17 protein-coding genes are annotated in these 20,710 nt (G+C 63.8%); 10 read left to right on the top strand and 7 right to left on the bottom strand.

All coding sequences use genetic code 11. The annotated features are described in order from the left end of the window. Position 1: 1 nt before the first annotated feature. From ppx to MA07_RS14230, 4 genes are all read left to right on the top strand, one after another. Entirely contained in the window at positions 2 to 1,522 is a 1,521-nt protein-coding gene (ppx, locus tag MA07_RS14215; protein ID WP_036351900.1) for an exopolyphosphatase, read from the top strand. A gap of 119 nt (positions 1,523 to 1,641) precedes the next feature. Then, positions 1,642 to 2,265: a 2OG-Fe(II) oxygenase gene (locus MA07_RS14220; RefSeq protein WP_200879371.1), complete on the top strand. Its 624-nt coding sequence runs from the start codon at positions 1,642 to 1,644 to the stop codon at positions 2,263 to 2,265. A gap of 108 nt (positions 2,266 to 2,373) precedes the next feature. Beyond that, positions 2,374 to 2,916, top strand: a complete 543-nt coding sequence (locus MA07_RS14225; protein ID WP_036351904.1) for an NUDIX hydrolase — start codon at positions 2,374 to 2,376, stop codon at positions 2,914 to 2,916. Positions 2,917 to 3,322: 406 nt separating this feature from the next. After that, positions 3,323 to 5,017 (top strand): calcium-binding protein, encoded by a 1,695-nt coding sequence (locus MA07_RS14230; protein WP_036351906.1) that lies wholly within the window; start codon positions 3,323 to 3,325, stop codon positions 5,015 to 5,017. Positions 5,018 to 5,097: 80 nt separating this feature from the next. Here the strand turns inward: MA07_RS14230 and rnd are convergent, their stop codons facing one another. Next, complete coding sequence (gene rnd / locus MA07_RS14235; protein ID WP_036351908.1) at positions 5,098 to 6,258, bottom strand: ribonuclease D; 1,161 nt, start codon at positions 6,256 to 6,258, stop codon at positions 5,098 to 5,100. 181 nt (positions 6,259 to 6,439) lie between these two features. Between rnd and MA07_RS31200 the strand changes: the two genes are divergently transcribed. Continuing rightward, positions 6,440 to 6,562 carry a hypothetical protein gene (locus MA07_RS31200; RefSeq protein ID WP_280114243.1) on the top strand — a complete coding sequence of 41 codons (123 nt, stop codon included), beginning with the start codon at positions 6,440 to 6,442 and terminating at the stop codon, positions 6,560 to 6,562. A gap of 117 nt (positions 6,563 to 6,679) precedes the next feature. On the opposite strand, the gene MA07_RS14240 is transcribed toward MA07_RS31200, so the two are convergent. The 5 genes from MA07_RS14240 to MA07_RS14260 form a co-directional block, all read right to left on the bottom strand. After that, positions 6,680 to 8,842: a peptidase domain-containing ABC transporter gene (locus MA07_RS14240; RefSeq protein WP_036351909.1), complete on the bottom strand. Its 2,163-nt coding sequence runs from the start codon at positions 8,840 to 8,842 to the stop codon at positions 6,680 to 6,682. Next, positions 8,839 to 10,086 (bottom strand): HlyD family efflux transporter periplasmic adaptor subunit, encoded by a 1,248-nt coding sequence (locus MA07_RS14245; protein ID WP_036351911.1) that lies wholly within the window; start codon positions 10,084 to 10,086, stop codon positions 8,839 to 8,841. The genes MA07_RS14240 and MA07_RS14245 overlap by 4 nt, the downstream gene beginning before the upstream one ends. A gap of 175 nt (positions 10,087 to 10,261) precedes the next feature. Continuing rightward, positions 10,262 to 10,672, bottom strand: a complete 411-nt coding sequence (locus tag MA07_RS14250) for a hypothetical protein (protein ID WP_052003168.1) — start codon at positions 10,670 to 10,672, stop codon at positions 10,262 to 10,264. Between the two features lie 185 nt (positions 10,673 to 10,857). Next, complete coding sequence (locus tag MA07_RS14255; protein WP_036351913.1) at positions 10,858 to 11,643, bottom strand: PhzF family phenazine biosynthesis protein; 786 nt, start codon at positions 11,641 to 11,643, stop codon at positions 10,858 to 10,860. A gap of 239 nt (positions 11,644 to 11,882) precedes the next feature. Beyond that, the gene (locus MA07_RS14260; RefSeq protein ID WP_244445252.1) at positions 11,883 to 12,506 is read right to left on the bottom strand and encodes a uridine kinase; all 624 of its coding nucleotides are present in this window, start codon (positions 12,504 to 12,506) and stop codon (positions 11,883 to 11,885) included. A 135-nt stretch (positions 12,507 to 12,641) separates the two neighbouring features. Here MA07_RS14260 and MA07_RS14265 point away from each other — a divergent pair, with 135 nt between their 5' ends. The 3 genes from MA07_RS14265 (at position 12,642) to MA07_RS14275 (ending at position 14,628) form a co-directional block, all read left to right on the top strand. Further along, the gene (locus MA07_RS14265) at positions 12,642 to 13,058 is read left to right on the top strand and encodes a GNAT family N-acetyltransferase (RefSeq protein ID WP_036351916.1); all 417 of its coding nucleotides are present in this window, start codon (positions 12,642 to 12,644) and stop codon (positions 13,056 to 13,058) included. 132 nt (positions 13,059 to 13,190) lie between these two features. Then, a complete protein-coding gene (locus tag MA07_RS14270; protein ID WP_052003169.1) occupies positions 13,191 to 13,976 on the top strand; it encodes a DUF2189 domain-containing protein in 786 nt (261 codons plus the stop codon). A 277-nt stretch (positions 13,977 to 14,253) separates the two neighbouring features. Then, a complete protein-coding gene (locus tag MA07_RS14275) occupies positions 14,254 to 14,628 on the top strand; it encodes a tudor domain-containing protein (protein ID WP_036351920.1) in 375 nt (124 codons plus the stop codon). 112 nt (positions 14,629 to 14,740) lie between these two features. On the opposite strand, the gene MA07_RS14280 is transcribed toward MA07_RS14275, so the two are convergent. Then, complete coding sequence (locus MA07_RS14280) at positions 14,741 to 15,379, bottom strand: DUF4145 domain-containing protein (RefSeq protein WP_348270406.1); 639 nt, start codon at positions 15,377 to 15,379, stop codon at positions 14,741 to 14,743. A gap of 808 nt (positions 15,380 to 16,187) precedes the next feature. Here MA07_RS14280 and aspS point away from each other — a divergent pair. Continuing rightward, positions 16,188 to 17,996 (top strand): aspartate--tRNA ligase, encoded by a 1,809-nt coding sequence (gene aspS / locus MA07_RS14285; RefSeq protein WP_036352162.1) that lies wholly within the window; start codon positions 16,188 to 16,190, stop codon positions 17,994 to 17,996. 386 nt (positions 17,997 to 18,382) lie between these two features. Beyond that, positions 18,383 to 20,686, top strand: a complete 2,304-nt coding sequence (locus tag MA07_RS14290; RefSeq protein ID WP_036351928.1) for an NADP-dependent malic enzyme — start codon at positions 18,383 to 18,385, stop codon at positions 20,684 to 20,686. Positions 20,687 to 20,710 lie beyond the last annotated feature (24 nt).

Genomic DNA, 20,710 nt, shown 5'->3' on the forward strand with positions numbered 1-20,710 from the left:
CATGCCGGCGCTCAGCCATGAGGCTCCGGGGCGGCTCAAGCTTGGACGTCCTGTCGCGATCATCGACATCGGGTCGAACTCCGTGCGTCTCGTGGCCTATGAGGGCCTCTCCCGGGCCGTCACGCCGATCTACAACGAGAAGGTTCTCTGCGGCCTCGGCCGTCATGTGGCGACCACCGGCCGCCTCGACGAGGAAGCCGTCGACCGGGCGCTGCGGGCACTCGCCCGCTTCCGCGTTCTCTGCGACACGATGAACGTTTCGGACATCTTCGTGCTCGCAACCGCGGCCGCGCGCGATGCCTCCAACGGCCCTGCCTTCCTGGAGGCCGCGGCGAAGGCCTGCGGCCAGCCGATCAGCCTGCTGTCGGGCGCCGAGGAAGCGCGGGCCTCGGCCCTCGGGGTCATCGCGGGCTTCCACGAGCCGGACGGTATCGTCGGCGACATGGGCGGCGGCAGCCTGGAACTGGTGGACGTGCGCGGCTCGCAGGTGGGGCAGGGCATCACTATGCCGCTGGGCGGCCTCGCCCTGCAGGACGTCAGCGGCGGCTCGTTGAGAAAAGCCCAGAGGATCGTGCGCGAAGCTCTTGAACGCGCACCGGAATATCTCGAAAACCTGCATGGCCGCACCTTCTACGCGGTGGGCGGCACATGGCGCGCCCTCGCCAAGCTGCATCAGGCGGCGCACGATTATCCGCTCCACGTGATGCACGGCTACATCCTCGATCCCGAGGACGGGCTGGACTTCCTGCGTCTCGTGGAGGAGGCCGACTCCAAGACCCTCAAGGACATCGAAACCATCTCGGAAGCCCGCCGTCCGCTTCTCGCCTACGGGGCCATGGTGCTGGAGGAGATCATCCGCCTCGGCGAGCCGAAGGAGGTGGCCATTTCCGCCTTCGGCGTCCGCGAGGGCGTGCTGTTCGACAAGCTCGATTCCGCAACGCGCGAGCGCGATCCGCTCATTGCCGCAGCCAGCGACCTCAACCTCCTGCGCTCCCGCTCGCCGCGTCACGGCGAGGAGCTGTGCGCGTGGACGGAGGCCTTCATCCGCAGCCTGGGCCTGCCGGAGACCGATTACGACATCCGCCTGCGCCGCGCGGCCTGCCTGCTCGCCGATATCGGCTGGCGTGCCCATCCCGACTACCGGGGCGAGCAGAGCCTGAATCTCATTGCCTATGGGGCCTTCGCCGGGCTCGATCATCCGGGCCGCGCCTATCTGGCCCTGTCGATCTTCTTCCGGCACGAGGGGCTCTCGCCCGACAAGGTGAGCTCGCGCATCAAGTCCTTGGCCGGCCCGCGCCTCATGGAGCGCGCCCGCCTGCTCGCGGCGCTGATGCGCGTCGCCTACCCGGTCTCCGTCGCCATGGAGGGCGTCCTGCCCCAGGTGTCGCTGCTGGCCCGGGGCAGTCAGGTGGTGCTGCAGCTGCCGGCCCATCTCGAGCCGCTGGCCAACGAACGCCTGACGGGCCGCATGCGGGGCCTGGGCAAGCTTCTGAACATGGAGCCGCTGATCGAAATCCTCTGACGGAGCGGCTGAGATGCTGAAGACAATGGCTATCCCGACCGGGACTAACTCATGTTAGTTTTAGGGAGCTTCCGCTCCGCTACCTTGCGAGCATAAGGTCTCAAAGCCGAGGAATGCCCATGCAGATGATCGACCTGGCGGCTGTCCGCAATGCAGAACGTTCGTCGGAGCCTTACGACTACCTCCTCGCTTCCAAGCTCCTGAAGCCGGACGTCATCGACGACCTGCGCCGTGACTTTCCGGACATCACCAAACCGGGCTACCTGACGGTCGACGAGGTCAAGCTTCACGGCCGCTTCAAGCAGTTAATCGAGGAACTCGAAGGCCCTGAGCTGACCGAGGAGCTGTCCAGGAAGTTCGGCCTGGATCTCCATCAATATCCGCGCCTGACCACGATCATGAGGAAGTCGCAGCCGAAATACGGCTCGATCCACACGGACGGCCCATCCAAGGTCATGACCATGCTGGTCTACATGAACGACGAGTGGCAGCAGGACGAGGGCGGGCGCCTGCGCGTGCTCTACGACGAGAAGAACTACGATAAGTACAAGCTCGAGGTGCCGCCCACCATGGGCACCATGTTCGCCTTCCTGCGCTCCGACAACTCCTGGCACGGCCATCTACCCTTCTCCGGCGAGCGCCGGGTGGTCCAGATCGCCTGGGTGAAGAGCCAGGCCGACGTGGACCGCAAGAAGAAGCACAACAAGCTGGCCCAGTTCTTCAAAGGCATCTTCGGGCGGTAAGTCCGGCCGCTCCTGTGCATGAGGCATGGCCTGGTTCAAGCCCGGCCATTGTCGTGAGAGGAGCTACAGTGTTCTCTGGGAGGCAATGCCGATGAGGGAACGCCGACCATGCCGCCTGACATCAAGACGCTTTCCAGCCGTGTCGTCTACGAGAACCGCTGGCTGCGCGTCCGGGAGGATGCCATCGAGCGACGGGACGGCTCGCCCGGCATCTATGGCGTCGTCGAGAAGGCCGATTTTGCCGTCATCGTCCCCCTCGACCACGGCCTGATCCATCTGGTGGAGCAGTATCGCTATCCGGTGCAGGGCCGCTACTGGGAGCTGCCGCAGGGCTCATGGGAAGATGCGCCCGGCACCGACCCGCTCGACCTCGCCCGGGCCGAGCTGCGCGAGGAGACCGGGCTGACGGCCGCCACCATGATCCATGTAGGCCATCTGTTCGAATGCTACGGCTACTCGACCCAAGGCTACAACATCTATCTCGCCCAAGGGCTTAAGGCTGGTGAAGCGCAGCGCGAGCCCACCGAGCAGGACACGGTGAGCCGCGCGTTCCCGGTGGAGGAGGTGCTGGCGATGATCGGCGACGGCGTCATCAAGGACGCGACGACGGTCGCGGCGGTTGGGATGCTGCGGCTGAAGGGGCTGCTCTAGCGCAACTTCGAAGGCCTTCGACCAAACGATTTCGCTTGAGGCGTTAGTCAATGCGGCTGAATTCAACGAAGGGCGCGCAAAGCGTTCACCCTTGGCTCGGAAAATCACTTTCTTACGTCTGCGTTTGCGCAGGTGATTCTTACGTAAAGATATACTAAGGTCATATAACTATACATCGTTATATGAGAAATTTTGTGTGCTGGCGCACAAGTCGCAAACAATATTTTATATCACTGCATACAGCTAAGCTTATGACAACTCTACGTAAAGTGGTGACATCATCAGATTCATAGGGGTGTTCATGAATTAGGAATACTTGTCGCTGCGATTTTGTATGCATTAACGCTGATCCGCATTTTCAAAAATGCAAACACCAATTGTCATTTCGCATTGAGTGAGGATCAGCATGACATCCGGCCAGGCCAACTTCGATGAACTTTCACGCCTGAATGCAGCGGGCGCTCTCGCAGCAACACCGACGCCCACGACAGGCAACGACGTGATCAACGGATCGGATGATGCCGATACGATTGATGGTCTTGCCGGAGACGACACGATTTACGGGTATGACGGGAACGACTCTCTCGTCGGAGGTGAGGGAAGGGATGTTCTGCATGGCGGCATCGGCAACGACACCCTCCTTGGCGGCGACAACAACGACGACACTCTCATCGGCGGCGCGGGTGCCGACAGACTGGACGGCGGCACAGGCGTCACCTACAGAGACTATGTCTCGTATGCGACGGCCACGACCGGTGTCGTGATCAACCTCAAGAACATTGCTGCAAATACCGGCGATGCCTTTGGCGATCAGTATGTGGATATCGAAGGCTACATCGGCACGAACTTCAACGACCTTATCGTCGGCAATGCCGGAAATCCCGATGGCAGAAAGCACTTCTTCTCGACCGGTGCGGGCAACGATACGGTGATCGGCGGATCGGCCTATGAAGTGATGGACGGTGGTGATGGCATCGACACAGTGTCGTACCAGTTCTCGGACAAAGGCGTTTCCGTCAGCCTCAATGCCGGAGGTGGCGGCAGCAACGACTCCCTGAACGATACCTGGGTCAACTTCGAGAACGTCATCGGTACGGACTACAAGGATTCCCTCTCCGGCAATGCCGCCGACAACTACATCAAAGGCGGAAAGGGTGATGATGCTCTGATCGGCTACGGCGGAAACGACACGCTCGATGGAGGCGAAGGAGCCGAGGATATGCAAGGGATGAGCGGCAACGATACCTACATCATCGACAACGCAGGCGACTATATCCGTGAGGCGTCCGGAAACGGTTGGGACACTGCCATCGCCAGCACCTCTTACAGCCTTCAGTACGCCGAGGTCGAAGTGCTGCAGGCTGCGGCTGGCACCAACCCAATTAACCTGACCGGTAATGAGTACACGCGCGTTATCATTGGTAACGAGGGCAGCAACATCCTTCATGGCAAGGGCGGAGCCACCCGCATGGAAGGCGGCGGCGGCAACGATGTCTACTATGTGGACAACGTCGGCGATCAGGTGATCGACAGCAGCGGCTACGATGTCGTCTATGCTTCGACCACTTTCACCCTGAGCCCGGATTCGGATATCGATTTCGTCTACCTGACCGGAAGCGCCGCCTCTCTCACCGGCAATAGCCACGATAATATCCTGCTCGGCACGGGCGCGAAGAACACCCTCAACGGCGGTGCCGGTCACGACAAGATCTACGGCAAGGGTGGCAAGGATCTGGTGATCGGCGGATCGGGCAGCGACAAGTTCATCTTCGACACCAAGTTCGCGAAGTCGAACACGGACACGATCAAGGACTTCAAGAGCTCGGCTGACGATCTGTGGCTGGAGAACTCCCTGTTCAAGTCCAATAAGCTGCTCTACGCCAGCATCAAGAAGGGCACAGAAAACAAGCCGCTCAAGCTGAAGAAGGCGTTCTTCACGATGGGCGACAAAGCCAAGGACGGCAACGACTTCTTCGTCTACAACACGAAGACGGGCGTACTGTCTTATGACAAGGACGGCTCGGGTTCTGCCAGCATGACCGAGATCGCGAAGCTCAGCAACAAGACCACGCTGAAGTACACCGATCTCTTCTTCATCTGATCTCAAGCACGATCAAACGAAAGAACCCTGCGGGAAGCCGCGGGGTTCTTGTTTCCGAGAGATGTAAGCCCGCCGTGGCGTCAAGCTGGAGCAATCTCCCGCAGCTTCACCCGGCCGCGCTCCAGCACCATGCCGAGCTGGCCATTCTTGAGCGCCAGCGCCTTGTCGCCGAAGAGCTTCCGGCGCCAGCCGTGCAGCGAGGGCACGTCGGCGTCGTCGCTTTCCGCGATGGCCTCCAGCTCCTCGACGGTGGCGATGATCTTCGGCGCGACGCCTTCCTGCTCGGCCACGGCCTTGAGCAGGACCTTGAGCAGGTCGACCACGGAGCCGGTGTTGTTGCGGCCGCGGCTGCGCTCAGGCATGGGGATCGTGGCCGGGTCGCGTGCCAGCGCCCGCTCCACGGCTTCCAGAATCTCGCCGCCGGTGCGGGAGCGTTCGAATCCGTTGGGAATCGTCCGCAGGCGCCCGAGGGCTTCCACGCTCCGCGGCGCCGAGGTGGCGATGTCGATCACCGCGTCGTCCTTCAGGATGCGCCCGCGCGGCACGTCCCGGCTTTGCGCCTCGCGCTCGCGCCAGGCGGCGATCTCCATGAGGATCGCGACCTCCTTCGACTTCCGCAGGCGGCCGGCGAGGCGGCGCCAGGCATTGTCCGGATCGGCCTGATAGGTCTCGGGCGACGTGAGGATCGACATCTCCTCGCCGAGCCATTCGAGGCGGCCGTTCGCCTGCAGCTGGCTGACAAGCGCCTCGTAGACCTTCACCAGATGGGTGACGTCCGAGAGGGCATAGGTGAGCTGGGCATCGCTCAAGGGGCGGCGCGACCAGTCGGTGAAGCGGGACGACTTGTCGATCTTCGCCTTGGCGAGATCGTTGCTCAGCTGCTCGTAGGAGACCGAATCCCCGTAGCCGCACACCATGGCGGCCACCTGGGTGTCGAACAGGGGCTCGGGCACGATGCCGCCGAGATTCCAGATGATCTCCAGGTCCTGCCGGGCGGAGTGGAAGACCTTCACCACGTTCCGGTTCGCCATCAGGGCCATGAACGGGTCCAGGCTCATGCCCTCGGCGAGCGGGTCGATCAGGACCGCGTCCGCGGGATCGGGGCCGGCCATCTGGATCAGGCAGAGCTTGGGGTAATAGGTGGTCTCGCGCAGGAATTCCGTGTCGACGGTGACGAACGGATGCTGGCTGAGGCGGTCGCAGGCGGCGGCCAGGGCGTCGGTGGAGGTGATCAGGTCCATGGAGCGTTCATAACCCATCTGCAAGGAGCCCGCGAGTCCGTCGTCCACAGAGCTGACCCTTGGTTAAGCCTTGGTAAAACCTAACCAATTGACATGAAGGCCCCGTTTATTGTTATGTTGTATCACTGGCTTGATGGTCAGGATCGGTGCGCAAAAGGCACCTGGAACTGGGGAGGTCTTCATGAAGAAGACACAGACCAAGACGGACGGGAAGAACAAGAAGGTCATCGTCGAGCTGAGCGAGAAGGAACTCTCTTCGGCTGCAGGCGGTCGCCGGATTATCGTCTATCAAACCACTTTCTGATCGGCATGGAGAAGGCAGGGTTGAGGCTGCCGTCTCAACCTGATGCTTCTCTCCGGTCGGTTTTCGACTTGAAGGGCGCGGCTTTCTGGGAGCCGCGCCTTTTTCGTTTCGCGCCGCTCAGGCCCGCGTGCCCAGATTGTGCCGGGCCGCTTCCGTGAAGGCCAGGGCGTCGCCGTCCATGGGCGGGGAGACCCGGCCCTCCCTCAGAACTACGATCCGGTCCGCGGCGCGGATCGTCTCCGGCCGGTGGGCGATGACGATGCGGGTGATCTTCAGCTCCGCCAGTGCCCGGTTCACCTCGCGCTCCTTGTCGAGATCGAGGCTCGACGTGCCCTCGTCCATGAACAGGATGCGGGGGCGGCGGTAGAGCGCGCGGGCGAGCAGCACCCGCTGCCGCTGCCCGCCCGACAGGGTGGTGCCCATGTCGCCGATCAGCGTGTTGTAGTTCATGGGCATGGCCATGATCTCGCCGTCGATGCCGGCCACGTCCGCGCAGGCGCGCATCCAGTCGAGATCGAGGGACGCATCGAAGAAGCAGATGTTCTCCGCGATGCTCCCTGAGAGAAGCTGGTCGTCCTGCATCACCACGCCCACCTGCGAGCGGAAGGCCTGGGTGCCCACATGGGCGATGGGCGTGCCGTCGATCAGCACCGTGCCCTCGAGCGGCTTGAACAGGCCCAGCATGATCTTGAGCAGCGTGGTCTTGCCGCCGCCCGACGGGCCCGTGACGGCCACGAACTCGCCGGCTTCGACCTTCAGGTCCACGCCGGACAGAACCTCCGGCTCCGTGTCGGCATAGCGGAAGCTGACCCCTTTCAGCTCCACGGCGCCTTTCACCGCGCGGGCGATCAGGCTCTCCCCGTGCCGGTCCTGCTCCCGCTCGGCGAGCGCGATGTCGGACAGCCGGTCCAGGTGCAGGTCGAGCATGCGGTACTGGATGCCGGTCTCGATCAGGTTGGTGGCCTTGGAGAGGAACTGCTCCTTGTAGGCCATGAAGGCATAGAGCATGCCGATGGTGAGCTCGTTGCCCATGATGGCCCGGGCGCCGAGATAGACCACGAGCACGTTCTCGAGGCCGTAGATCAGGTCGTTGGCCGTCTTGAACCCGATGGTGAAGCGTCCGTGCCGGATGCCCCGGCCGATCTCGTCCGCATGGCGGTTCTGCCACAGGGCCTCCCGGTCGGCCTCGCGCCCGAAGATCTTGATGCTCTGGATGGCGCGGGCCGTCTCGATGAAGGTGGTCTGCTCCTTGGCCGAGGCCTCGATCATCTCCTCCTGGCGCTGGCGCAGGGAACGGTAGAGGGCAAAGCGCAGGAGCCCGTAGAGAACGAGCGCCGCGACCACGATGCCCGCCAGCTTGGGGCTGTAGATCAGGATCATCACCAGGGTCAGCGTCGCCATCACCCCGTCGACGAGGGCCGCCACCAGTCCTTCGGAGACGAGACGCTGGATCGGCTCCGCCGAGCGGAAGCGCGAGACGAGATCGCCGATATGCCTCTTCTCGAACCAGGCGAGCGGCAGCCGCACGAGATGGTGGAAGAGGTTGGCGCCCATCTGGAAATTGAGTGCGCCGCTCAAAAACAGCAGCACGTGGGAGCGCAGCCAGTCCGCCCCGATATGGATGAGGGTGAGCAGGCCGAACCCGAGCGCCAACGCGGTCAGAAGGCCCCCGTCGCCCTTCATCACCGCCTCGTCGACGGCGAGCTGCATGTAGAAGGGAGCGGCGAGCACCACCAGCTGCAGAACCCCCGACAGCACCAGCGCCTGGGCCAGCGCCCGCTTGATCCCCGGCATGCGGCCCCAGAGGGCCGTGAGGCTCAGGCGCGAGGTTTCCTTCTTGCGCTCGAAGGAGCTGGTCGGGGTCAGCTCCAGGGCGATGCCGGTGAAATGGCGTCCGGCCTCCTCCAGGGTGAGGGTGCGCACGCCCGATGCGGGATCGTGAATGGTGATCCTGCGGGCCCCGACATCTTTGAGCACCACGAAGTGGTTCATGTCCCAGTGCAGGATGCAGGGCAGCTTGATCTCGCCCAGCTGCTCGGGCTCCAGCCGCAGGCCCCGTCCGGTCATGCCGAGGCGCTGGCCCATGACCAGCACGTCCTTGAGGGTGACGCCCTTGAGCGAGATGGAGAACAGGCGGCGCAGGGCCACCAGGTCCACCTCGCGCCCATGATAGGTCGCGACCATGGCCAGGCACGCGAGGCCGCATTCGGCGGCTTCCGACTGCATGATGGCAGGCAGGCGCGGCTCGCCGAAAAGGTCGAGGCTGCCCGAGAGCTTCACATCCGCCCCCTGACGCTGAGGATCGGCTCGAACAGCCACGCGAGCAGGGAACGGCCCTCCAGGATGATGTCGGCCCTGAGGGTCATGTCGGGCTGGAGATCGACCGGCTGGCCGAAGGCGTCGATGCTCTGCCGCTCCAGCCGCACCGTCACCCGGTAGGCCGGCTCGGCGAGCACCACGCGCCCGAGCACGTCGCCGGGGGCGAGAACCGCCTGGGACACGGTCTCGACCGTGCCGCTCACGGTGCCGAAGCGCTGGAACGGGAAGGCGTCCACCATCAGGCGCACGGCCTGTCCGGGGGCCACGAAGCCGATGGCCCGGCTCGGCACGTAGACCTCGGCCTTCAGGCCCGGCCCGTCGGGCAGGAGGGTGAGGAGAGGGCGGTTGGGATCGACCACCTGGCCGGCCCTGATCTGCAGGGCCGTCACCTTGCCGGAGACCGGGGCCGTGATCACCTGGGCGCCCTGCGCCTGGACCTCGGCCTGCTGGCGCTCCCGGTCGGCGAGGCTGAGCCGCCACCCGGCCAGGCGCTCCGCCTGCTGGACCGGCAGCTGCTCGCGCTGGAGCTGGACCTGGCCCAGCTCCTTCTCGATGGCGGCGACCTGCCGGTCGAGATCCGCCAGGGACTGGCGCCGGGACAGGAGCGCTTCCTCATGTTCCTGCAGGGCCGCCCGGGTGACGCTTCCCCGCTCCACGAGACCCGCGAAGGTGCGCTGCCGCTCGGCGGCCGCCTGCACGCGCGCCGCCATGATCTCGCGCTGCGCCAGCAGCGCCTCGCGCTCGGCCCGCACCGACGCGATGGCGGTGTCCAGCCGGTGGCGCTCCATGGCGACCCGGTCGGGATCGGAGGCGATCTGCTCCTTCAGGACGGCGACCTGTGTTTCGAGAGACGCGAGCACCGCCCGGTCGAGGGTGCCGCCGGCCTCCAGCTGCTGCTGCGACGAGACCGTGAAGAGGGCCTGTCCGGCGACGACCCGGTCGCCTTCCGCCACCTTCAGGTCGGCCACCACGCCGCCGCGCATGGCGGCCACGCGCACGGCCCCGCCGCTGGCGACGAGGGACCCGACCGCCGTTTCCTTGCGGGCATATTCGGCGGTGGCGACGAACGCGAGGACGAGCCCCACGATGGCGGTGATGAAGCCGCCGAGCAGATGCCATGAGAAAGGGGTAATCGGCGGAGACCCGGCAGCCGCCGTGGAGGTGGCCGCTTCAAGCGCTTGCGGTCTGAACAGGGATTGGGTCAACGCAACACTGAGGTCTAGTGATAAACAAAATATTGTTACATTGACCACGCGTGACCGACAAGCGGTCCCAGTGTGCCTAATTGCGTGAGATTATGTGACATCCCATCACAGGGATGTTTCAGGAGCTACGATCCTAGGTTTAAGCAAACGGCGCCCTAACGGGCGCCGTCCTGGTTTAGCGGATGATGTCCTCGGCGGACGTTCCGGAGCTCGGCATGGGGAAGCGCTTGGCGGCCTTGCGCCGGGCACGGGCCTGCCGCTCGGCGAGCTTCATCAGCCAGTCGAGGATATTGTGCTCGACCTCAAGGCCGGTCTCCGCATCCTCCAGACGCCGGATCCGGTCGACCCGGAAGCCGCGATAACCGTCCTCGGTGAGGATGTCGATGCCGCCGAGCAGCATCTTGCCCGGACCGACCTTCAGCTCGCGCGCCAGCACCCAGCGCCGGGTGGCATTGCCGGCCTGGTCCACATAGTCGAGCTCCAGCGCCGCCTCCAGAGGATAGACGTGCCAGTTGCCCTCGATCCGCTCCTCGACAGGAGCGTTCCGGGCCGGCTTCAACAGGGATGTTGCAAGGGTGGTAACCATAGGAAGAATATGGGATTTCACTCTTTGTTCTGCAAGGAAGCCGGGGCTCGAAGAGGCGGAAAAATCCTTTGAAAATTCAAGGAAAAATATGGCTCAACGATGCTGTGCCGGTCGTTGCAGCTGGCGGATTCCGCGTCGGACTTCAACCGAGCTCTCGGCCACAGCGCGATAAGCCAAACGCAGGCTCAGAAATCCACTGTTCCTTCCAGGTAGAAGACGCAGGCCCCCTCGAGCTCAACCCGATCCCCGACGAGGCGGCAGACGATTTCTCCGCCGCGCCGCGAGGCCTGAAAGGCTCTGAAAGCGGTCTGGTCCAGCCTCTCCGCCCAGAACGGCGTCAGGCCGCAATGGGCCCCGCCTGTCACGGGATCTTCGGGAATGCCCTTGGCGGGCGCGAAGTAGCGGCTCACGAAATCGAAGCCCGCGTCTCCCGGCGCCGTCACGATCACGCCCGAGCGGGCCAGCCTCTCAATCGCCGCCAGATCGGGATTGAGGCTGCGAACGATCTCGGCCGTGGCAAGCCGCGCCAGGAAGTTGGAGCCGTCCCAGACCACCTCGACCGGCGTGGCGCCGAGGGCCGACGGCAGCTCCGGCGGCATCGCCACGGGCTCCAGGGTTCGTCTCGGAAAATCCATGACATAACCAGTCGCCGACCGGCGGACCGTGAGCGGGCCGCTCGCGGAATGGAATACGACCACCTCGCGCGCGTGCTCAACCCTCTCCATGACGACCGCCGCGCTCGCAAGCGTTGCGTGGCCGCAGAGCGGAACCTCGACCGTCGGCGTAAACCAGCGAATTCTGTAGTCGCCATTGTCGGCAACCACAAAGGCGGTCTCGGGAAGGTTGTTTTCCGCCGCAACAGCCTGCAGCACGTCCTCGGGCGGGAACCGGTCCAACACGATGACCGCAGCCGGATTCCCGCTGAACCGGCGGCTGGTGAAAGCATCGACTTGGAAGATGGGCGCACGCATTCGGCTGGCTTATCAACGCCGGGAAAGGCCTGCAACGGTTGCAGTCTTTTCGCGCTTCGGAACATGAGGATATCCCCTGCAGGACTAGGATCGGTTGCCGGCCAGCCCCAATAGGGGTGTTGCAGGGGTCGTAGCTGTAGGCAGAGTATGGGAACTCACGCTTTGTGCAGCAGGCATTTTGGGGCTGCCGAAAGCCAGAAAGAGCTTGGAACCACAAGGAGAATAAACCAGCACTGCCCTTATAGGACGTTCACGAGACGGGGCGCTTCCAGGCAGGAATTGTCGATGATTACCGTTGCCCGCTTTTGCGGCTGGCAGGTCTGAAAGTAGATGATCTGGCCTTCATAGTAGCGGCGGTTTTCCGGTGCCGACGGATCGGGATTGGAGCCGTCTCTCTGAGCCATTCGCGCATAGGACACCGCGAACGGCACGGCGAGGAAAATGCTGTAATCCCAGTGATCGCGCAGCTCGTCCCGATGAAGAGAGATACCATCCAGCAGCAGCACTGCCGAAGGCTCTGCCTTGCGGGTCGAAACAGCTTCACGGTCGGCCCTGTGGTCGAAGCGTGCGACGTCCACCCACGCTGCACCTCGACCGAATGGATCGAGGAGATGCCGCCGCAAGCTGTCGTAGTCGTAGGAATCGCGGAAGAAGCCTTCAGGATCATCTTTGCCGCGCCGGTAGCGGATTTCCCTCGGGTTATGAAAACCATCGACGCTTGCTCGGATGACAGGTCGTCCATGCCGCTCGATCATTGGTGCAAGTTCATCCGCAAAGCTGGTCTTGCCCGACCCGTCCACCCCATCCACCGCGATGGTCGCACGCTTCCCGAGAGAGGCGATCTCGCGGGCGACTTGCTCCAACAGGTCTCTCCTGGATGACATTCAACCTCACTGTCCGGTTGGGTGAGCCCTTGAGCGCCCTTGGTTTAGGCATCATTATTGCATAATGCTCATGAGACGGCACTGCACTGGTGGCGTCAAATTCGAGGCAACTCCATGCACATCGAGGTTCTCGAAGAAGCCAATCCGCCCGGCGCGGATGACGTGACGGCTGGCCTGCGGGCTCATGTCATCGAGAAGACCGGCCCACTGCCCCTGATCCCCCTGACCCTGCTCCTGCGGGACGGTGACAACCGGGTGCGCGGCGGCATTCGGGGCGTCATTGCCCTGTGCTGGCTGCAGGTCGACCATTTCTGGGTCGACGAGGCCCTGCGCGGGCAGGGCTACGGCTCACGCCTGCTGGACATGGCCGAGGAGGCCGCCCGGATGCATGGGGCCATCGGCGCGCAGCTGACCACGTCGACCTTCCAGGCGGAGGGGTTCTATGAAAAGCAGGGCTATGTGGAGATCGGGCGCCTGAAGGACCGCCCGCCTGGCCACGACCGGATCTGGATGGCCAAGCGGTGGAGCTGAGTGCCGGACGTTCTAGGGGCTCTTCCTGAGTCGACGGCCGACGCCCGCTGAAACTATGATGCCGGAATGCCGATTTGGCCGGGTCGGGCATAGCCCAGGGGCGCCGAAGGCCGGATCAGGAAGGGACGCCGCATGAGCGAGGACATCCGCACCACCGCACCCCTGGCTCGCAAGGAGCCGGCGATCCGCCGGATCGGGCGCTCGGACATCGTCGATGCCCTGTCGGCGGGCCTGCGGGATTTCCAGGCCTACCCGGCCTTCGGGCTGTTCTTCGGCAGCGTCTATGCCCTCGGCGGGGTGGTCATCCTGGGCTGCGCGTTCCTGTGGGATCTGCTCTATCTGGTCTATCCGCTCGCCGCCGGCTTCGTGCTGATCGGGCCCTTCGTGGCGGTCGGGCTCTACGAGGTCAGCCGGCTGCGGGAGCGGGGGCAGGTTCCGACCCTGTCCGGCGTGTTCGGGGCGATCTGGACGCAAGGGGGCAAGGAGATCTCCTGGATGGCCTTCGTGACCATCTTCCTGTTCATCATCTGGATGTATCAGGTCAGGCTGCTGGTCGCCCTGTTCTTCGGGCTCCACGGGATGCCCGCAGGAGCCTTCCCGGGCGTTCTCTTCACCACGCCCGAGGGCTTGGCCTTCCTGGCGGTCGGCCATGTGGTCGGGGCGGTGCTGGCCGCCGTCACGTTCTCGCTCACGGTCGTGTCCTTCCCGCTGCTGCTCGACCGGGAGGTGGATTTCATCACCGCCATGATCACGAGCGTGCGGGCCGTGGTGAGCAACCCGGCCGCCATGCTGGGCTGGGCGCTCTGCGTCGTGCTCATGCTGTTCACGGCGACGCTGCCGGCCTTCCTCGGCCTCGTCGTGATCCTGCCGGTGCTCGGGCATACCACATGGCATCTGTACCGGAAGCTGGTGGGGTAGGGTTCCGCGCCTCCATCCTGGCAGGCCTCGCCTTGCGCCTGCCGTTCGAGAGGGCGTTGCTTCCTCGGAGGGCAAGTCTATCGGGTGCCATGCCTAGTCTCAAAGGCTTCTGGATGAACGTCAGATCAGAGTAAGGCGAACGCTGAACTGTACTTGATACGTTAAGTATCAGACAGGATAAGCCGCTTATCTTCCTTAACGTCATTGATATTCAGGTTAGGTAGATATACCCCAGGGCTTGGCCGCGTTCCTGCGGCCTTGCTGGGGGCAGTATACAATGAAGACTTCTTATAAGCTCGGGCTCATCGCGCTGGGCCTGATCGCCGGCATGGGCTCGGCTCACGCTCAATCCAAGGGCGACTGGGTTCTCGCCAAGTACAAGGGCGGTGGCTACTGGTATCCTGGCGTCATCCAAGCAGTATCCGGTGAGAACATCACCGTGGCTTACGACGACGGTGATCGGGAGACCCTCTCGGTCAGTGCCGTAAGGCCGTACAATTGGGTTATCGGCGGTCGAGTGGAGTGCAACTTCAAGGGCGCCGGAAAGTGGTATCCCGGGAAGATCGCGTCACTGGGCGGCGAGACCATCGGCATCAACTATGACGACGGCGACCGCGAGACAACCAAGACCGGCCGCTGCCGCTCTCAGTGATCGAATGGCCTGGCGAGGGTGACGTGCCTTCGCCAGGCCTGCATGTCAGGCTCTCACCCAACCTCTACGTTGAAGAGAGCATCGCCGAGAGGCTAGGGCTGTTGAGGTGAGATTAGCCCTTCGACGGAGGCTTGCCTGCCGCCGCCAGCTTTGCGTCAAGTGCCAACTTGCGAGCGGCTGCTTCTGCCGGACGGACATAGAAGTGCTGAAACATTTCCTCCAAAATCTCAAGGCACCATTCAGCCTCGTGATCTTCGACATCTATAATCTGTAAAGTCGTCACATCTGTGATGGGATGTGCGGAGAAGTTCCCGAAGTTCCTGATGCCATCTATCGTCATCCGAAGCGTCGAAGGAATGGCTTTAGCTGGGTCTGACTCATCGAGAAGAAGCTGGATTTCGGCGGCCAAGTCACGCCCCCTATAGCCGTGAGCTCGGAGCATAGCTTGTAGGCAACGCCGAGAGAGAGCGGCTGATGCTTTGGCGCTGACTGGCAGCACATTGCATGTTTCAACATAATCGCCAACAATATTTGCTGGTACTTGGCTGGGGACTGGCCCACGATTTGCCCCAGCTGGGTAAAGCATCTGCCAAGGAGCATCCTTAGCGCTCGGTGATACCTCGATCACGAGATCCGTGCACTCGGGGCAGAGGGCTGAACGGTACACCCATCCTAATCGCACGGCGCCTCGGTTCATGGCCCCAACGACCCAGTTATCATAGAAAGCGATCGTGCAGTGTGGGCACTTCATTGGTGAGATCCTGGATCGACTTCAGCGCTGAACGCTAGTTATCAGCGGTTATAGCATGACGAAAGTGGTCGTTGGCAGCACGTTATAGAACACCGAATGCCTCGTCCTCCCGATCTCAAAGCAAGACAGAGAGAGCACGGCGCCGAACTCAGAGTAGAGGTCTCGCGGAATTCTGCGCTTGAACTCCGGTCAGCAGCTGTAAATTTTTGTTCTTCATTTGTTCTTGACAATCGTCCTAACCTTGGCTATAACTGGTGCCGTCCTGCCTCGCGAGGGACGCGCCCGAGGCGTCGGTTGTGGAGGCGGGATGCGGTTCTGGCCGCTGCGGGACAAGACGCTGGTCCCTCATGCCAGGGCTCTGCGTGGAGGATGAGGCGCATGGCTGCTGTTCGGGCAGGGCCATGGGCCGGCCTTCCAAGCCTCGCCAGCCCGAGGATCTTCATCAAGGGCTGCGCACACGATGCGCCGTGAAGCGGGTCTGAGGGTTCGTCCCTGATCCCGCCGGAGTGCGAGGCTCAGGGTCGAAAAGCCGTGCGCGGGAGGCCAAGGTGCTTCCCGTCCGGGCGGAACTCCCGTCCCGACCCGATCTTCGCCCGCTCCACCGGAGTGCAGCGAAGCCGCCTTGCCTCCCGCGCTTCCCTTCAAGTGCACGAGACAAGCCACGACAAAGCCCGCAGCCGCCACCCCGACCAGGGGAGGGAACGCTCCCGCGCAGGCTCGATTTCAGCCTTCCGCCTTGACTTCCCCGGCCTCCCATGGATGTTGCGCCTCAAACCGAACCAGCAGGCTTTTGTCCATGTCCGCCTCCATGCACCGTTACCGTTCCCACACCTGCGGCGCGCTCCGCGAATCCGATGTCGGCGGGGTCGCCCGCCTGTCCGGCTGGTGCCACCGCATCCGCGACCATGGCGGCGTGCTGTTCATCGACCTGCGCGACCATTACGGCATGACCCAGTGCGTGATCGACCCGGATTCCCCGGCCTTCAAGATGGCCGAGACGGCCCGGTCGGAGTGGGTGATCCGCGTGGACGGCAAGGTGCGCAAGCGACCGGCCGGCACCGAGAACCCGGAGCTGCCCACCGGCCTGATCGAGGTCTACATCACCGACATGGAAGTGCTTGGTCCTGCGGCCGAGCTGCCGATGCCGGTCTTCGGCGACCAGGAATACCCGGAGGAGACCCGTCTCACCTACCGGTATCTCGATCTGCGCCGCGAGAAGCTGCACAACAACATCATGAAGCGCGGCGCGATCATCAACAGCCTCCGCACCCGCATGCAGCAGAGCGGCTTCTTCGAGTTCACGACGCCGATTCTCACGGCCTCGAGCCCGGAGGGCGCGCGCGACTTCCTGGTGCCGTCGCGCATCCATCCCGGCAAGTTCTACGCGCTGCCGCAGGCCCCGCAGCAGTTCAAGCAGCTGATCATGATCTCCGGCTTCGACCGGTACTTCCAGCTCGCCCCCTGCTTCCGCGACGAGGACCCGCGCGCCGACCGCCTGCCGGGCGAGTTCTACCAGCTCGACGTGGAGATGAGCTTCGTCACCCAGGAGGACATCTTCCAGACCATGGAGCCGGTGATCCGCGACACCTTCAAGGAGTTCGCGGACGGCAAGCCCGTCACGGACGTGTTCCCGCGCATCCCGTACTTCGAGTCCATGCTGAAATACGGCAACGACAAGCCGGATCTGCGCAACCCGCTCATCATCGCCGACGTGTCGGAGGTGTTCGAGCGTGAGGACGTGACCTTCAACGCGTTCAAGAACGTGATCAAGTCCGGCGGCGTGGTGCGGGCCATTCCGGCGACGGGCGCCGCCTCGCAGCCGCGTTCCTTCTTCGACAAGCTCAACGACTGGGCCCGCACGGAAGGCGCGCCCGGCCTCGGCTACATCGTGTTCGAGGAAGAGGGCGGCCAGATCGTCGCCAAGGGCCCCATCGCCAAGTTCATCCCGGAGGCGGCCCAGGCCGTCATCCGCGAGAAGGCCGGCATCAAGGCAGGCGACGCGGTGTTCTTCTCCGCCGGCGCCGAGGACAAGGCGGCGTCGCTTGCCGGCAAGGCGCGTACCCGCATCGGCGACGAGCTCGGGCTCACCGACAAGGATCGCTTCGCGTTCTGCTGGATCGTCGACTTCCCGCAATACGAGTGGAACGAGGACGAGAAGAAGATCGACTTCTCCCACAACCCGTTCTCCATGGCGAACTACGACCACGATGCCTTCATGGCGCTGGACCCGTCGGACAAGGACACGATCCTCAAGATCACGGCCTTCCAGTACGACCTGGTCTGCAACGGCTACGAGATGGCCTCGGGCTCGATCCGCAACCACCGTCCCGACCGGATGGTGAAGGCTTTCGAGATCGCCGGCTACGGCGAGAAGGAGGTCATGGAGCAGTTCGGCGGCATGTACCGCGCGTTCCAGTACGGCGCCCCGCCCCACGGCGGCATGGCGGCGGGCGTGGACCGTATCGTCATGCTGCTCTGCGGCGCCCAGAACCTGCGCGAAATCACCATCTTCCCCATGAACCAGAAGGCGGAAGACCTGCTGCTCGGCGCGCCCTCCGACGTGACGCCCAAGCAGCTGCGCGAGCTGCACATCCGGCTGAACCTGCCGGAGAAGTAAGACCCGTCCGGAGAAACCGGCCGGGTGGCTCGACCGGGTGAACCCTTTTACGTCATGGCCGGCCTTGTGCCGGCCATCCACGTCTTCAGACCGTTTCGTCTCCCTCAACCCTCATCCTGAGGAGGCGCGTCAGCGCCGTCTCGAAGGAGGCTCCAGAGGGCACTGGACAATCCTTCGAGACGCAGACTGCGTCTGCTCCTCAGGATGAGGCTGGAGAGGTGGAAAGGCAAAACGTGGATCCCCGGAACAAGTCCGGGGATGACGTGGTGGAACGATCCTCTCGTGCGCCCCTCGACTTTCCGAACCGATAGAGAAGAACATTGACGCCGGGGGACAGGGCGCTCACAAGGTCCTGAGTGACACGGTTGGTGCAAGGAGCGTTGGGGATGGGAGACAACATCTCGCAGGATCTGAAATCGGGGGCGATGTTCTACCATCAGTACCCGCGCCCCGGTAAGCTCGAGATCCAGCCCACCAAGCCCCTCGGCAACCAGCGCGACCTGGCCTTGGCCTATTCCCCCGGCGTCGCCGCCCCCTGCGAGGCCATCGCAGCCGATCCGGCCCAGGCCGCGAACCTGACATCCCGCCAGAACCTCGTGGCCGTGATCTCCAACGGCACGGCCGTGCTCGGCCTCGGCGATATTGGGCCGCTCGCCTCCAAGCCAGTCATGGAGGGCAAGGCGGTCCTGTTCAAGAAGTTCTCCGGCATCGACGTGTTCGACATCGAGGTGGCCGAGAACAACGTCGACAAGCTCGTCGAGGTGATCGCCGCGTTGGAGCCCACCTTCGGCGGCATCAACCTCGAGGACATCAAGGCCCCGGAATGCTTCGAGGTCGAGGAGCGCTTGAAGGCCCGCATGGGCATCCCGGTCTTTCACGACGACCAGCACGGCACCGCCATCATCGTCGGCGCCGCCGTGATGAACGCTCTGGAATTGGCCGGCAAGCGTATCGAGGAGGTGAAGATCGTCACCTCCGGGGCGGGCGCCGCCGCGCTCGCCTGCCTCAACCTGCTGGTCTCGCTCGGCGCAAAGCGCGAGAACATCTGGGTCACGGACATCAAGGGCGTGGTCCACGAGGGCCGCAACGAGCTCATGGACCGCTGGAAGTCGGTCTATGCGCAGGACACCGATGCGCGCACGCTGGCCGACGTGATCCCGGATGCGGACGTGTTCCTCGGTCTCTCGGCCGGTGGCGTGCTCAAGCCTGAGCTGCTCGCCCAGATGGCTCCGCGCCCGCTCATCATGGCGCTGGCCAATCCCTATCCTGAGATCATGCCCGAGGAGGCGGAGGCCGCGCGACCCGACGCGATGATCTGCACCGGGCGCTCGGACTATCCGAACCAGGTCAACAACGTCCTGTGCTTTCCCTACATCTTCCGCGGTGCCCTCGATGTGGGCGCAACCACGATCAATGAGGAGATGAAGGCCGCGGCCGTGAAGGCCATCGCGGGTCTTGCCCGCGAGGCGCCGTCCGAGGTGGTGGCGCGCGCCTATGGCGGCGAGGCGCATCCCTTCGGGCGCAAGTCCCTGATCCCGAGCCCGTTCGATCCGCGCCTCATCCTGCGCATCGCGCCGGCCGTGGCGCAAGCCGCGATGGATTCCGGCGTCGCCACGCGGCCGCTGGCGGACCTTGAGGCTTATGCGGAATCGCTCGGCCGCTTCGTGTTCCGCTCCGGCTTCATCATGAAGCCCTTGTTCTCGCAGGCGAAGGCTTCGCCGAAGCGCGTGATCTATGCCGAGGGCGAGGACGAGCGCGTTCTGCGCGCCGTGCAGGTGATCGTCGAGGAGGGCATCGCCAAGCCGATCCTGATCGGACGCCCCAGCGTGATTGAGACGCGCATGAAGCGCTTCGGCCTCTCCATGGAGATCGGCCGTCATTTCGAGCTGGTGAACCCTGAGGACGATCCTCGCTACCGCGACTACGTCGCCACCTACGTGGAAGCTGCGGGCCGCAAGGGCATCACGCCGGATGCGGCAAGGACGCTGGTGCGCACCAACTCCACGGTCATCGGCGCGCTGGCTGTAAGGCGAGGGGATGCGGATGCGCTGATTTGCGGCCTCGAAGGCCGTTTCCAGTCCCGCGTCAAGCACATCAAGGACATCATCGGCCTGGCTCCCGGCGTCAACGAACTGGCGGCCCTGTCGCTGGTCATCACCTCGAAGGGCGCCTACTTCCTGGCCGACACCCATGTGCAGTTCGACCCGACCGCCGAGCAGATCGCCGACATGACGATCGCCTGCGCGAGCCACGTGCGCCGCTTCGGCATGGAGCCCAAGATCGCGCTGCTGTCGCATTCGGATTTCGGCGCCGCCGACAGCCGCTCGGCGGTGAAGATGCGCGAGGCGCTGGCCTGCATCACCGAGCGTGCGCCGGACCTCGAGGTCGATGGCGAGATGCAGGCGGATTCGGCGTTGTCCGAGATGCTGCGCGAGCGGGTGAACCCGCATTCGCGCCTGACCGGCGAGGCGAACGTGCTGATCATGCCGAACCTGGACGCCGCCAACATCGCGTTCCAGTTCACCAAGATCCTGGCGGATTCGCTTCCCGTCGGCCCGATCCTCATCGGCCCGGCCAAGCCCGCCCATATCCTGACGCCGTCCGTGACGGCTCGCGGCATCGTCAACCTCACGGCCATCGCGGTCGTCGAGGCGCAGGCGGCCGAGCAGGATCAGCCGATGCTGATTTGAGGGATTAAGAACGCATCACCGTCA

Source organism: Microvirga sp. BSC39 (genome assembly GCF_000739015.1).
Lineage (GTDB): Bacteria > Pseudomonadota > Alphaproteobacteria > Rhizobiales > Beijerinckiaceae > Microvirga.

Bases quoted from the DNA above. Each gene is read 5' to 3' on its own strand.
- MA07_RS14275 (WP_036351920.1), top strand. From the start codon at position 14,254: ATGAAGACTTCTTATAAGCTCGGGCTCATCGCGCTGGGCCTGATCGCC.
- MA07_RS14290 (WP_036351928.1), top strand. From the start codon at position 18,383: ATGGGAGACAACATCTCGCAGGATCTGAAATCGGGGGCGATGTTCTAC.
- MA07_RS14265 (WP_036351916.1), top strand. From the start codon at position 12,642: ATGCACATCGAGGTTCTCGAAGAAGCCAATCCGCCCGGCGCGGATGAC.
- MA07_RS14250 (WP_052003168.1), bottom strand. From the start codon at position 10,672: ATGGTTACCACCCTTGCAACATCCCTGTTGAAGCCGGCCCGGAACGCT.
- MA07_RS14280 (WP_348270406.1), bottom strand. From the start codon at position 15,379: ATGAAGTGCCCACACTGCACGATCGCTTTCTATGATAACTGGGTCGTT.
- ppx (WP_036351900.1), top strand. From the start codon at position 2: ATGCCGGCGCTCAGCCATGAGGCTCCGGGGCGGCTCAAGCTTGGACGT.
- rnd (WP_036351908.1), bottom strand. From the start codon at position 6,258: ATGGACCTGATCACCTCCACCGACGCCCTGGCCGCCGCCTGCGACCGC.
- MA07_RS14255 (WP_036351913.1), bottom strand. From the start codon at position 11,643: ATGCGTGCGCCCATCTTCCAAGTCGATGCTTTCACCAGCCGCCGGTTC.
- MA07_RS14270 (WP_052003169.1), top strand. From the start codon at position 13,191: ATGAGCGAGGACATCCGCACCACCGCACCCCTGGCTCGCAAGGAGCCG.
- MA07_RS31200 (WP_280114243.1), top strand. From the start codon at position 6,440: ATGAAGAAGACACAGACCAAGACGGACGGGAAGAACAAGAAGGTCATC.
- MA07_RS14230 (WP_036351906.1), top strand. From the start codon at position 3,323: ATGACATCCGGCCAGGCCAACTTCGATGAACTTTCACGCCTGAATGCA.
- MA07_RS14225 (WP_036351904.1), top strand. From the start codon at position 2,374: ATGCCGCCTGACATCAAGACGCTTTCCAGCCGTGTCGTCTACGAGAAC.
- aspS (WP_036352162.1), top strand. From the start codon at position 16,188: ATGCACCGTTACCGTTCCCACACCTGCGGCGCGCTCCGCGAATCCGAT.
- MA07_RS14220 (WP_200879371.1), top strand. From the start codon at position 1,642: ATGCAGATGATCGACCTGGCGGCTGTCCGCAATGCAGAACGTTCGTCG.